13 protein-coding genes are annotated in these 12304 nt (G+C 54.6%); 10 read left to right on the top strand and 3 right to left on the bottom strand.

Annotated features, from left to right (window positions below; translation table 11 throughout):
* Nucleotides 1-150: 150 nt before the first annotated feature.
* The 9 genes from ccmA to TH30_RS09455 all read left to right on the top strand — a co-directional run bounded on the left by ccmA (nucleotide 151) and on the right by TH30_RS09455 (nucleotide 7038).
* The gene (ccmA, locus tag TH30_RS09495) at nucleotides 151-852 is read left to right on the top strand and encodes a heme ABC exporter ATP-binding protein CcmA (protein ID WP_114097860.1); all 702 of its coding nucleotides are present in this window, start codon (nucleotides 151-153) and stop codon (nucleotides 850-852) included.
* A complete protein-coding gene (gene ccmB / locus TH30_RS09490; RefSeq protein WP_114097859.1) occupies nucleotides 849-1514 on the top strand; it encodes a heme exporter protein CcmB in 666 nt (221 codons plus the stop codon). The genes ccmA and ccmB overlap by 4 nt, the downstream gene beginning before the upstream one ends.
* A gap of 13 nt (nucleotides 1515-1527) precedes the next feature.
* Nucleotides 1528-2316 (top strand): heme ABC transporter permease, encoded by a 789-nt coding sequence (locus TH30_RS09485; RefSeq protein WP_114097858.1) that lies wholly within the window; start codon nucleotides 1528-1530, stop codon nucleotides 2314-2316.
* Nucleotides 2313-2510 (top strand): heme exporter protein CcmD, encoded by a 198-nt coding sequence (gene ccmD / locus TH30_RS09480; RefSeq protein WP_114097857.1) that lies wholly within the window; start codon nucleotides 2313-2315, stop codon nucleotides 2508-2510. The genes TH30_RS09485 and ccmD overlap by 4 nt, the downstream gene beginning before the upstream one ends.
* A gap of 13 nt (nucleotides 2511-2523) precedes the next feature.
* A complete protein-coding gene (gene ccmE, locus TH30_RS09475) occupies nucleotides 2524-3012 on the top strand; it encodes a cytochrome c maturation protein CcmE (RefSeq protein WP_114097856.1) in 489 nt (162 codons plus the stop codon).
* Between the two features lie 133 nt (nucleotides 3013-3145).
* On the top strand, nucleotides 3146-5242 hold the full coding sequence (locus tag TH30_RS09470) for a heme lyase CcmF/NrfE family subunit (RefSeq protein WP_114097855.1): 2097 nt from the start codon (nucleotides 3146-3148) through the stop codon (nucleotides 5240-5242).
* A complete protein-coding gene (locus TH30_RS09465; RefSeq protein ID WP_114097854.1) occupies nucleotides 5239-5775 on the top strand; it encodes a DsbE family thiol:disulfide interchange protein in 537 nt (178 codons plus the stop codon). Before TH30_RS09470 ends, TH30_RS09465 begins: the two co-directional genes overlap by 4 nt.
* Nucleotides 5772-6272 (top strand): cytochrome c-type biogenesis protein, encoded by a 501-nt coding sequence (locus TH30_RS09460; RefSeq protein ID WP_114097853.1) that lies wholly within the window; start codon nucleotides 5772-5774, stop codon nucleotides 6270-6272. Before TH30_RS09465 ends, TH30_RS09460 begins: the two co-directional genes overlap by 4 nt.
* 49 nt (nucleotides 6273-6321) lie before the next feature.
* Nucleotides 6322-7038, top strand: coding sequence for a tetratricopeptide repeat protein (locus TH30_RS09455; RefSeq protein WP_114097852.1), 717 nt, complete (start codon nucleotides 6322-6324; stop codon nucleotides 7036-7038).
* A gap of 23 nt (nucleotides 7039-7061) precedes the next feature.
* On the opposite strand, the gene TH30_RS09450 is transcribed toward TH30_RS09455, so the two are convergent.
* The 3 genes from TH30_RS09450 to TH30_RS09440 all read right to left on the bottom strand — a co-directional run bounded on the left by TH30_RS09450 (nucleotide 7062) and on the right by TH30_RS09440 (nucleotide 10334).
* Nucleotides 7062-7340 (bottom strand): hypothetical protein, encoded by a 279-nt coding sequence (locus TH30_RS09450; RefSeq protein WP_114097851.1) that lies wholly within the window; start codon nucleotides 7338-7340, stop codon nucleotides 7062-7064.
* A 16-nt stretch (nucleotides 7341-7356) separates the two neighbouring features.
* The gene (locus TH30_RS09445; RefSeq protein WP_258548675.1) at nucleotides 7357-9120 is read right to left on the bottom strand and encodes a lytic transglycosylase domain-containing protein; all 1764 of its coding nucleotides are present in this window, start codon (nucleotides 9118-9120) and stop codon (nucleotides 7357-7359) included.
* Nucleotides 9121-9443: 323 nt separating this feature from the next.
* Nucleotides 9444-10334 (bottom strand): uracil-DNA glycosylase, encoded by an 891-nt coding sequence (locus tag TH30_RS09440; protein ID WP_114097849.1) that lies wholly within the window; start codon nucleotides 10332-10334, stop codon nucleotides 9444-9446.
* A 243-nt stretch (nucleotides 10335-10577) separates the two neighbouring features.
* Here TH30_RS09440 and TH30_RS09435 point away from each other — a divergent pair, with 243 nt between their 5' ends.
* The gene (locus TH30_RS09435; RefSeq protein WP_114097848.1) at nucleotides 10578-12215 is read left to right on the top strand and encodes an electron transfer flavoprotein-ubiquinone oxidoreductase; all 1638 of its coding nucleotides are present in this window, start codon (nucleotides 10578-10580) and stop codon (nucleotides 12213-12215) included.
* Nucleotides 12216-12304 lie beyond the last annotated feature (89 nt).

Genomic DNA, 12304 nt, shown 5'->3' with positions numbered 1-12304 from the left:
GGCACGGATCGCATATCGGCTGATGGCTAGTTTGGATTGACTTGAAGCAAAGCCACCGCAATCGATATCGGTTAAAGAATGGATCATCGGCCTTAAGACGTTATAGAATATTTCCAACAAGGCTGAGCGTATGGTTATTGAACGGGTTACATGGCAAATTTTAGCGGTTCTGACTTGACCTGCCTGCGTGGCGAGCGGCTTGTATTTGGTGGCGTTTCATTTGCCGCCCAATCCGGTGACGCAATCATGCTGCGTGGTCGAAACGGTGCCGGGAAATCAAGTCTGCTGCGTGTTATGGCGGGTCTTCTGTCCCCCCGTTCCGGTCAGATTTGCTGGGACGATGAAAACATCGCCGATGACCGGATCGCCCATCAGGCCCGGTTGCAATATCTGGGACATCAGGATGCCGTCAAACCGGTTCTGTCGGTACGCGACAATTTGCGTCTTTGGGGGCAATTGCGCGGTGTCAAAAACCTTGAACAGGAAATTGATACAGCCCTTGATGTGCTTGATATCCATCATCTTTCCCGGGTATCAGGACGCTATCTTTCAAGCGGTCAGAAACGCCGCACCGCCCTTGCCCGCATTCTGATTGGTCAAAGTGACCTTTGGCTGCTGGACGAACCCACAGTCGGGCTTGACCGTGAAAGCTGTGGCGAGGTTTCGCGCATGATCGCCGATTTCAGGTCTTCTGGCGGTATCGTGATTTATTCGACCCATATTGATCTGGAAGTCGACAATCCGGTTATTCTTGATCTGGATAAATTTGCGATCCCGATGGTCGAATGGCTGATGGAACATTCCGAGTTTGATGATCTTGGCCCTGATCCGGCACAGGAGGCCGCCCAATGAACGGCTTCCTTGCCATATTGCAACGCGATCTGCGGCTTGCCCTGCGTCAGGGGGCTGATTCGGTCATGGTTGTGGCATTCTTTATCGTCACGACAACCCTGTTTCCATTCGGTGTCGGCCCCGAGGCCAACATTCTGGCACGTATTGCATCGGGGGTTATCTGGGTTTCGGCATTGCTTGCGGCCATGCTGTCACTCGAACGGGTTTTTCAGACAGATTACGAAGACGGCACGCTTGAACTTTTGACCCTGTCGCCGGTCTCGCTTGAATTGCTGGTCTTGGGCAAGGTGCTCGCACACTGGCTGACCACCGGGTTGCCATTGATCATTGCTGCCCCCTTGATGGCGGTGATGCTCAATATGGACCAGAACGGATTTGTCACGCTGATGATTGCCATGTTGCTGGGTACCCCGGCATTGAGCCTGATCGGGGCAATTGGCGCGGCCCTTATTCTTGGCGCGCGACGTGGCGGTGTACTTGTTTCATTACTGGTACTCCCCCTGTATATTCCGGTTCTGATTTTCGGAGCCGGCGCAGTTGAGGCGGCCTTGCTGGGTATTTCAGCAACCGCACAGTTACAAATAATGGGTGCCATTTTGCTGATCACATTGGCGGCCACCCCGTTTGCCACCGCACATGCGGTGCGTCAGGCAATGGAATAACGGACAGAAGAATATGCATCGTTTTGCCAAACCAAGTGTGTTTCTGAAGCTGACCGACCCGCTCCTGCCATGGTTGGCCGGTGCAACAGCGATTCTGATTGCAACCGGGCTTTATTTCGCGCTTTTTGCGTCACCACTTGACTATCAGCAAGGCGACACCGTGCGGATCATGTATTTACATGTCCCTGCCGCCTGGATGGGTTTGTTCTGCTATGTCGGCATGGCAATTTGCGGTGCAATGAGCCTGATCTGGAAGCATCCGCTTGCTGACATCTGCGCGCGCGCCACGGCTCCGATCGGTGCGACCTTTACCGCACTTTGCCTGATCACCGGATCTTTGTGGGGCGAACCGATGTGGGGCACATGGTGGGTATGGGATGCACGCCTGACCTCGATGCTGATCCTGCTGTTCCTGTATCTTGGCTATATCGCGCTGGTGAATGCATTTGATGATCCCGAACGCGGATCAAAGGCCGGATCGGCACTTGCACTGGTTGGTGCCATCAATGTCCCGATCGTCAAGTTTTCGGTCGACTGGTGGAACACCCTGCATCAACCGGCATCCATCGTCCGGATGGATGGCCCGAGCGTTGATCCGAGCATGCAATTGCCGCTTGCTCTGATGATCCTCGGGTTCACCTGTTATTATTTTGTGCTGCTGATTTTGCGGGTGCGTCTTGAGCTTAATGAACGTCGCATTCGCGCCTTGCAGCTTTCTGGCATGTTTGACGAACGATCCGATCAGGAAGCTGAAAAAGCCAACAGCTATGATGCGGGTCACAATGCGGAGGCCAGCCAATGAGTGAGTTCTTCTCAATGGGCGGATATGGCAGCTATATCTGGGGCAGCTACGCCATAACGGCAATTGCCATGATTGCCCTGTTGCTGGCGACCTTGCGCAGTTTGCGTAACAGCCGCATCGAACGCGACCAGCTTGAAACTGTTCTGCAGGCACGTCGTCCCCGCAGAACCAAGAAAGCCCCAAAGGCATCCTGACCGGAGAACTATTGTGTCACTTTCCCGCGCAAAAGCCCGTAAACGCCAACGCATGTATATTATCGGCGCTGTTCTTCTGGCAGTTGCCGGTGCGGCGGCATTGATCCTGACCGCGTTCGAGGATTCGGTTGTCTTCTTCTTCAGCCCTACCGAAATTGTTGAGAAGTCCCCTATTGATCCGGATCAGCGTCTGCGCATTGGCGGACTGGTCGTCGAAGGATCGGTCGCAAAGCTTGAAGATGGCAAGACCATCGCCTTTGTCGTGACTGATATGGCCCAATCTGTTCCGATTGCCTATAGCGGTATTCTGCCTGATCTGTTCCGTGAAGGTCAGGGTGTGGTCGCTGAAGGCCATATGAACGGAAACGGTACTTTTGTTGCATCCGAAGTTCTTGCAAAGCATGATGAAAACTACATGCCGCCCGAAGTCGCCGAATCCCTTAAGAAAAGCGGCCATTGGGAAGAAATCGAACAAAAAAACGCGGAACAAATGCGCAATTAAGCCACATTCTATCGCGATAAAGTCCAATCAAACGCGTAAGAAAAACCCGGTTTTGACGTAACTGTGTTGTAGGTGTCCCGTCACACCGTCAGATATGTCTTCGGGGATCAGATCGGGGAAGCCTTAGACGGAGATGCTTGCAGAGTTCGGACATTTTGCCCTGCTCCTGATTGTGGTGACAGGCTTCGGTCAGGCTGTGCTGTGCAGCCCGCTTTGGCTGCGCTCGTCTATACGGTCCTCCTTGCTGGGACCGGCAACTGTGCTTGCAGGCGGTTCCCCCGGTCCGTTTTCGGATGGTCCGGGCAATATGTCCGTCAGGCTCCCCACGCAAGATCTTCCTCGCCAGACCAGCCCGTATCTGATTCTGCCACTCGGTATTCTGGTGCTGGCAATCATCGCCGAGGCAGGTCTTCTGCATGCTTTCATTGTTAGCGACTTCAGCCTGCCGATTGTTGCGGATGTAAGCCATTCATCCACGCCATTATTGTTCCGCATCGGAGCCGCCTTTACCCCTGATGGCGGGGCGATGGTGCTTTGGTTGTTGGCGGTATCGCTGGTCAATGTGGTTCTTGCCATTCAGCTTTTTACCCCGGAAAAATCATCCTATGCCCAAGACGATGACGGATCGCTGTATCACAATGCCCTGTCTGTTCTTGGTCTGTTGATTGCCGTCCTGGGGCTCGCAACACTGATTGATGCCGACCCGTTTTTGCGGATGGCTGTTGCCCCGCTTGATGGACGTGGCATGAATCCGCAAAATCAGGATGTGTTGCGGGTTCTGCGCGAACCGTTCCTGTATCTTGGCCTTGCCGGACTGGCCGTAATTTATGCCCTGACCATCTCGGGCCTGCTTGACAAAAAGTTTGATCGCCGTATCGCCGAAACCATGCGCTTCTGGACAATTATGTCCTGGGTTTCGCTTGGAACTGCCATTGCGATCAATGCCTATCGATCCTATAGCCAGCAGGCATGGGGGAACTGGTGGTATTGGGATACGGCAGAGAACAGCTTGCTGTTGCCCTGGCTTTTGACCACGGCTCTTGTGCATTGCCGGGCTGTGCTTGAAAAAACCGAAACGCTTAAGGGCTGGACGGCATTTCTTGGACTTTCGGCACTCGCCGTTGGCTGGTTCGGTGTTTATCTGACCCGCTCGGACCTGTTTGGTCCGCTTACCGAAACCCTGATGAAATCCGGCGACAGCATGACCCTTCTGATCGGGTTCTGTGTGGTCTTTGCCGGATCATATTATCTGTTCTGGCAACGCAGCGACAATCTGGGTGAACCAAGACCCTTCGAGCCGATTTCGCGCGAAAGCAGCATGTTCCTTAACAGTGTCATTCTTGCGCTGATTGCTGCAGTGGTTCTGATTGGGACCATCTATCCGCTGGTATTACGCTGGCTTGGCGGTGAAAACATTACAGTCGGCGGACCTTTCTATGTTGAAGTTCTGGTTCCGATGACAGTCCCGCTATTGTTACTGATGGGCTTTGCCCCGACATTGCGCTGGCGTCAGGATGAAGTATGGCTGATCGGTCGGCGCATGAAGCTTGCCGCCATCCTGTCACTGATCATTTTTCTGTTTGTGTCGATCCGCTTTATTGACCTTTCACCGGCCCCGCTGATCGGCATCGGACTGGCGGGCTGGATTTTGACCGCATCGCTTAGCGACCTTTGGGCGCGCCTGTGGCGACAGCCCGATCACGGTGAAAGCAAATACCGAAACCTTCAGCTTCTGGGGCCGCGTTATCTGAGCATGACCCTTGCCCATATTGGTCTGGCCGTCATGCTGGCTGGCGGGGCTGCAAGCAGCATCTGGGAAGAACAGATTGTTGTGTCTGCGCGCGCCGGTCAAAGCATCCAGGCTGGCCCCTACAACCTTCAATATGAAGGTGTGTCTCTGCTGGCTGGTGAAAACTATGCCACCCGGCAGGCAAAATTCATTCTCTATCGTCATGCCCTTCCTGTTACCGAGCTCTATCCGGAAATTCGTTATTATCCGATCCGCGGCGTTGAAACCCGTGAAGCGGGTATCTGGCATGGTCGTGACGGGGACTTGCACGTTTCTGTCGGCGATCGCGCCGATGATGGCGGACGGGTCGTCTCGGTCCGCTTCCTGCCAATGATGACATGGGTATGGGCAGGCATGATATTGATGCTGACGGGCGGAGCCATCAGTATCGTTACACGCATATTCCTGCGCTTTCAGAAGAACGGAGTTTCCGCTTCATGAGATTTTCGCTTGCTGTGATCCCGCTGGTTCTGTTTGCGGCCCTGGCCGGGGTGTTTTTGATGAATATCGACAAGGATTCATCGGTTGTGCCATCGGTTTTGATCGATAAACCGGCACCGGATTTCTCTTTGCCGCCGCTTCCCGGACGCGACAAGGGCCTGTCCAAGGCTGATCTCACCAAAGGTCAGGTTTCGGTTCTCAATGTCTTTGCCAGCTGGTGTGTGCCCTGCCGTGCAGAACACCCGTTGATCAAGCGCCTTTCGCGCGAAGCCGATATTCCGGTCTTTGGCCTGAACTACAAGGAAAAAGATCCCCAGGACGGTGTCAAATGGCTGGCCGAACTTGGGGATCCCTATACTGCTGTCGGCATGGATCTGTCCGGCCGTACCGGTATTGATTTCGGGGTTTACGGTGTGCCTGAAACCTTCATCATCGATGGCACCGGTCAAATCAGATACAAGCATGTCGGTCCGGTTACGGTAGATGTGCTTGAGAATGTACTTCTGCCCAAAATTGCGGAGTTAAAAGGATGACCCGACGTCTTCTGACACTGATTGGCACCCTTGGCGTCATCATGCCGCTTCTGGCGGGAAATCCTGCATGGGCAGTGAACCCTGACGAGATGCTGTCCAATCCGGTTCTGGAAAAACGTGCCCGCGATATCAGCCAGGAACTGCGTTGCCTTGTCTGTCAGAACCAGTCGATTGATGATTCCGATGCCGAACTGGCCCGCGACCTGCGCGTGCTGGTTCGTGAACGCCTGATTGCAGGGGACACAAACGCAGAAGCCATTGACTACATTGTTGCACGCTATGGCGACTATGTTCTTTTGAACCCGCCCCTGAAACCGGAAACCTACATTCTGTGGGCCAGCCCGGCAGTTTTGGCAATTCTGGCCCTGCTTGCCGTCTTTGCGTTTTACCGACGCAAGCAACGCGAAGCAGCAGCAACAACGACATCCCTGTCGCGTGATGAACAGGCCCGCCTTGATGAAATTCTTGGCACTTCAAAAGATGACGGGCGCGCCTGATGTCCGCGATTATCTCGATGCATAAACACCACCCGGACGGAGGTCTGCGTTGATCTGGGTTGGTTTGTCTGCATTGGCGCTTTTTGGTGCGGCTGTCATTTATGTCAGCCTGCCCGGCTATAATGGCAAAGTATTTTCCCCGCGCCGGATGGGACTTTCCGTCATTCCGGTAGTGATTGCGTTTGGTGTTTATATTGTTATTGGCAATCCGACATTACCCGCGAAACCCTATGCCGAACGTGCAGGCGAGCGTAACCTTGCCGCAGCAGCCGCAGTTGCGGGCAATGTCACCAATCCGAATTACAAGACAGACCAGCAAATCCAGCGCCTGCTTAATCAGATCGTGCTGTCGCTTGAGGTCAATCCACGCAACCTTCAGGGCTGGGTGGCACTGGCGCGCGGCTCCTTGCGGCTTGGCAATATCGAACGGGCCGTTGCCGCCTTTGCACAGGCCTATGCCCTTTCAGGGCACAACCCGTTATTGGCAATTGAATATGCCGACACCCGTATTACCGCGCAAAACGGCCAGATAGACAGCACGTCGCGCGATCTGGTGTTGCATGCTTTGGGTCAGATGCCCAACCATCTTCTGGCGCGCTATTATTACGGTATCATGCTGAAACAAAGCGACAAACCGTCACAAGCATTGAATGTCCTGCGCGATCTTTATCGCGACTTGCCAAAGGACGATCCGCTGGGCAACGCCACAGAAAGCGAGATCAAGGCTCTTCAGGCACTTTCAGATGCGCGTACCGACGCCCAGTAAATCCGCCCAGTAAACAACGTAAATCACGCACCGAACAGATACAGCACCCCAAGCAGGATGGCTGTGATCATCAATAAGGTGCCACCAAGTGCGACAAGCTTCATGATCGGGTGAAGCTGAGCCAGATCGCTCTGGTTTGAACCACCCTTGCCAACAGCATTGCCATCAGACGCCGCACTGGTTTCGTTAAAGCGCCGCAAGGCTTCCTCGCCGCTCATTGGCGGCATCTTGATACGATCAAGGACCGTCCCCTGATCCGGGTTACGGTCCCTGTTCTGTTTGTCGACGTTTTTGTCTGTCATCAGATGTTTCTGGTACTTAACGCTCGACCGTCAGACCGCTGTCGCCAAGATCGTCCTGCGGCTGGTAAGTTGGCCACTGCCCCGCAGCCAGAAGATCAAGTGACGGCGCTTCCTGACCAAAGCGCGACCGGTACATCCAGAGATTGGCCATCACGCGCTCGATAAACAGCCGGGTTTCACGCGACGGAATGCTTTCGATGAAATAGAGCGGATCGACATTGTCCTTAAGCGCCTTTTGCCAGCGCCCAAGATTGCCAATCCCGCCATTATAGGCCGCCATCAACTGCAAGAAACCGTTATCGACACCGTTCTGTTCAAGCAAATGATCAACATATTTCTGACCAAGCGACAGATTGATTTCCGGTTCATACAGCTCGGCACGTTTGGCACCGCGATAGCGGGTATTGCCGATATAGCTTGCTGTTGCCGGCATCAGCTGCATCAAACCACGCGCACCGGCATGGCTACGCGCATCGGTATTAAAGCCTGATTCCTGACGCATGAAGGCATAAATCAGCGCACGGTCGACTTCATACCCGCCTTCGGGCTCCCATGGCGGGACCGGATAAAGGGCGTTTACAAAAACATCACCGGTTTTCTGCGCGATATAACTGCCAAGACGCATGGTCAGGGATGCGAAATTCGCCGTATCGGTCAGTGCCAGCACCGCACGGCGCAGGGCATCATCATCCTTGGCTGCGGCCTTGCGAAGTTCGCGTTCGGCCTCGTCGCGCTGACCGACCTGAAGAAGGGCCAAAGCACGGCGACCATGCGGATCAAGTTTCAACTTGTTTGCACGGTTTTCGTCAAGCTCAAGACTGTCCCAGTCAAACACGTCATCGCGACCAAGTGCACGCATGGCAAGCTGACCATAGAAGGATCGCGGATATTCGGCGGCGCGATTAAGCATCTTCTCGGCATCTTCGAAATGCCCGGCGGCCAGATCAATGCGCGCAGCCCAGAACGCGCCAGCCGTGCGGGTCCAGCTTGATGCATATTTATTGGTGCTAAGGGCGGCAAAATGCTTGTGCGCGGTGTCCATCTTGCCAAGTCGCCATGCGGTCAGACCTGCGGTCCAATGCGCCTGTGGCAGATATTTACCCGACCGCTTAGCTGCTTCGCTGGCATATTTCAGCGCAAGATCGGGCTTGCCGAAATAATAATAGCCCGACGCAATGGATGCGCGCGCCTGATCCTGTTCATAGGCATCAAACAGACGCTTTGCTTCAAGGCTTTCAAGAACCTCTAGCGCCCCGCTGGGCCAGCCATTACCGATCCGGTGACGAATACGGTTCTTGAGCGTCGACAGACGCGAACGTTGTGCTGCGGAAAGCTGTTTGGTCGATTTGTGATAATAGGGCGAGATATTTTCATAATCATATCCGGCACCCGAAACATAGCTTCCGACCGGCTTTTTCGGATAGTTCGCAGACCCGCGGCGTGTCAGCGCAAGTTTATAGATGCGCGGCGCCTGAGGCAGGTCGGCATAGCTCGCAAGCCAGTCCTTGAGTTCTTTGTAACGTGACCGATATGCCGTCGGATGCAAATAACGCTGTGCCAGAACATGGCCCATCAGCACATCATCCGAAAGGCGCGAAATCAGCCGGTCGGCATCTTTCCAGCGGCCCTGTTCCTGAACAGCAAAAATCTGTTCATAAAGCTCGGCATCACGATCTGAAAGCGGCTTGGGAACAAGGACCGATAATGCATCGTCCAGTTCGGGATTACCCAAAGCAGCCTGTTCCTGCGTGTCCGCGACAGCAGGTGACGGAGCTGCCATGAAGGTCATGACCCCGAACATAGCGACTAAGAGGCCCTGTCTTAGTGTGGTTTTCACACCCGGCAGGCTTGTTCTTATTGCTTCGATCAAATTCAGTATCCCCAACGAGGCTTTGCTTCAAAGCCGCGTGTTTATCCCGAAGCAGCTTGGTCTCGCAACCCGTTGCCTGCGGTGTTCCCCCCGGTGCAACGGCGCCTTTTATAGCAGCAAACGCCCAAACCGCGAAATCATTTATCTGGAATCAATTACTTGGCGAGATCCCATTTCACCCGATCAGACAGACGCATATCTCCCATGCGTACGCCCTATTTATCGCCAATTCCTTAAAGCTTCTGTGCAACGGCCCGCAAGTCACGCCATGCAAGGCGCTTTTGTTCGGGGGTTCGCAGCAAATATGCCGGATGGAACATTGCGGTCAGATCGGCCCTGGCCCCGTCGGCAAAGACCAGTTCCTTCCATGTGCCACGCAAACGCGTGATCCCTCGATCTTCTTCCATCAGGGTTTTGGCAGAACTTCCGCCCAGACATACGACGACCTTTGGGCCGATCAGTTCAAGATGACGGCGCACAAACGGTTCGCACACTGCAACCTCGGCCGTGGTCGGCTGCCGGTTCCCCGGCGGGCGCCAGGGCAGGATATTGGTGATATAGACTTCTTCGCGCGCAAGTCCGATGGACCGCAACATCGCATCAAGCAGCTTGCCGCTGGGACCAACAAACGGCAGTCCCTGCCGGTCCTCCTCCGCACCCGGGGCTTCGCCAACCAGAACCAGCTTGGCTTCGACATTCCCGGTCCCAAAGACAGTGTTGCTTGCAGATTTTTTAAGCGCGCAGCCTTCGAACTTCTCGATGGCGTCTTTGAGTTCATCAAGACTGGTGGCGGCTGCGGCCGCATCACGGGCCGACTGACGGGCTTCGTGCGGTGTATCTGAAAGCAGAAACCCGCCATCAGCGCCTTGTGGCATCGGAGCCGGACCACCAGCGCCAAGCGCAGATGGTCGCGCCACAGACGTCGCCCCGGGACGGGCTGCCGATTGCGGTTGCGGGGCGAATCCGGGCCGGTTCGCAGCATTCCGGCTCAGGCTTTCAGAAGCCTTGAAACGGTCGAGTGGCTCGTCTGCAATTGCTTCGTCCACACCCATTTCATATTGCCAGACCAATGCCTGAAACGGATCGAGATTATTTACATCAAAATCTGTAATTGGATTGCTCATCTACACAAAGGCGGTGTATGTTGCGGCGCACGCGTGATTGGTGCAGCGGATTTTGACCGACTTTAACGATTTTGATCCATATGTACCATATACAAACGCGCGCTAAATAGGTATAGCTATACCGATTAAGCGCCAAATGTGAGAAATCAGGGCTTGGGCGAGACTCTGATCGGTGAATACCGGCCTGCAACCAAACGGACGAAAACAGTTCGAACAAGGTCGCAGCCAAACGAGAGAGGCCATATGGAACGCGAATCCATGGAATTTGACGTGGTTGTCGTAGGCGCCGGTGTATCCGGTCTGTCGGCTGCCATCAAACTGATGCAACTCGCCCAGGAACAGGAAAAAGAAATCACCGTCTGTGTGGTTGAAAAGGGTTCCGAAGTCGGCGCCCACACCCTGTCGGGTGCCGTGATGGAGCCCCGCTCCATGAACGAACTTTTCCCGGACTGGAAAGAACGCGGCGCGCCGCTGAACGTTCCGGCTGGTGAAGACCAGTTCATGATGCTGAGCGAAACCGGTTCCAGAAAACTGCCGACCCCGCCGCAGATGCATAACAAGGGCAATTATATTGTCAGCCTTGGTAATGTGTGCCGCTGGCTTGGCGAACAGGCCGAGGCGCTTGGCGTTGAAGTTTATCCGGGTTTTGCCGCCGCCGAAGTTCTGTTTAACGAAGACGGTTCGGTAAAGGGTATTGCCACTGGCGATATGGGCCTTACGCGTGACGGCACGCCTGGCCCGAACCACGAACCGGGCATGGAACTGCATGCCAAATACACCTTCTTTGCCGAAGGGTGCCGTGGATCGCTTTCCGAGCAGCTGATCAAGAAGTTTGATCTGCGCAAGAATTCCGATCCGCAGACCTATGGCATCGGCATCAAGGAACTTTGGGAAGTTGATCCGGAAGTCCATAAGGAAGGCCTGATCCAGCATACGGTTGGCTGGCCGCTCGATAAAGACACCTATGGCGGATCTTTCCTGTATCACCTTGATAACAATCAGGTTGTTGTCGGCTTCGTCATCGGCCTTGATTACGCGAACCCGCATCTCAGCCCGTTTGACGAGTTCCAGCGGTTCAAGACCCATCCGGCCATTCGCAAGATTTTCGAAAAGGGTCGGCGCATTTCCTATGGTGCGCGCGCGCTCAACGAAGGCGGTTTCCAGTCGATCCCTGATCTTGTTTTCCCGGGTGGTTGCCTGATCGGCTGTTCGGCAGGCTTCATGAACGTGCCGAAAATCAAGGGGTCGCACACCGCGATGAAGACCGGGATGCTGGCCGCCGAGGCCGCATTCGAGGCCCTGACCGCAGACGAAGTCCCCGCCCAGATGGACAGCTATCCGTCGCGCATTGAAAACAGCTGGATCTATCCGGAACTGCACAAGGTCCGCAACATCCGCCCGAGCTTTGCCAAATGGGGCTTCTGGGGCGGCATGGCCTATAGTGCGGTTGATACATATCTGTTTGGCGGCAAGGCTCCCTGGACCTTCAAGAACCATGCGGACCATTCCTGCCTGAAACCGGCAGCCGAGATGCCCAAGATCGACTATCCGAAACCCGATGGCAAAATCAGCTTTGATAAATTGTCGTCGGTCTTCCTGTCGAACACCAACCATGGCGAAGACCAGCCTGTTCACCTGACGCTTAAGGATGACAGTGTTCCGGTCAACACCAACCTTGCCATTTATGATGGCCCCGAAGCACGGTTCTGCCCGGCAGGCGTTTACGAATTTGTCGAAGATGAAGACAAGGGCGGCAAACGTTTGCAGATCAATGCCCAGAACTGCGTGCATTGCAAAACCTGCGACATCAAGGACCCGACCCAGAATATCGTCTGGGTGGTGCCCGAAGGTGGCGGCGGCCCGAATTATCCGAACATGTAAGCCTTCCGGCTTTCGTCATACAAAAGACCCGCTATCTGGCGGGTCTTTTTGTTTGGTCTGATGATTGTATTTTCCCGACCAAACCGGGG

The sequence above is a fragment of the Thalassospira profundimaris genome (assembly GCF_003326795.1).
In the GTDB taxonomy this organism is placed as follows: domain Bacteria; phylum Pseudomonadota; class Alphaproteobacteria; order Rhodospirillales; family Thalassospiraceae; genus Thalassospira; species Thalassospira profundimaris_C.
Note: the sequence above shows the minus strand (reverse complement) of the source record. Positions and strands in the feature narration are given on the sequence as shown.

Bases quoted from the DNA above. Each gene is read 5' to 3' on its own strand.
- TH30_RS09470 (WP_114097855.1), top strand. From the start codon at position 3,146: ATGCTTGCAGAGTTCGGACATTTTGCCCTGCTCCTGATTGTGGTGACA.
- ccmA (WP_114097860.1), top strand. From the start codon at position 151: ATGGCAAATTTTAGCGGTTCTGACTTGACCTGCCTGCGTGGCGAGCGG.
- ccmB (WP_114097859.1), top strand. From the start codon at position 849: ATGAACGGCTTCCTTGCCATATTGCAACGCGATCTGCGGCTTGCCCTG.
- TH30_RS09485 (WP_114097858.1), top strand. From the start codon at position 1,528: ATGCATCGTTTTGCCAAACCAAGTGTGTTTCTGAAGCTGACCGACCCG.
- TH30_RS09440 (WP_114097849.1), bottom strand. From the start codon at position 10,334: ATGAGCAATCCAATTACAGATTTTGATGTAAATAATCTCGATCCGTTT.
- TH30_RS09465 (WP_114097854.1), top strand. From the start codon at position 5,239: ATGAGATTTTCGCTTGCTGTGATCCCGCTGGTTCTGTTTGCGGCCCTG.
- ccmD (WP_114097857.1), top strand. From the start codon at position 2,313: ATGAGTGAGTTCTTCTCAATGGGCGGATATGGCAGCTATATCTGGGGC.
- TH30_RS09450 (WP_114097851.1), bottom strand. From the start codon at position 7,340: ATGACAGACAAAAACGTCGACAAACAGAACAGGGACCGTAACCCGGAT.
- TH30_RS09445 (WP_258548675.1), bottom strand. From the start codon at position 9,120: ATGGCAGCTCCGTCACCTGCTGTCGCGGACACGCAGGAACAGGCTGCT.
- TH30_RS09435 (WP_114097848.1), top strand. From the start codon at position 10,578: ATGGAACGCGAATCCATGGAATTTGACGTGGTTGTCGTAGGCGCCGGT.
- TH30_RS09460 (WP_114097853.1), top strand. From the start codon at position 5,772: ATGACCCGACGTCTTCTGACACTGATTGGCACCCTTGGCGTCATCATG.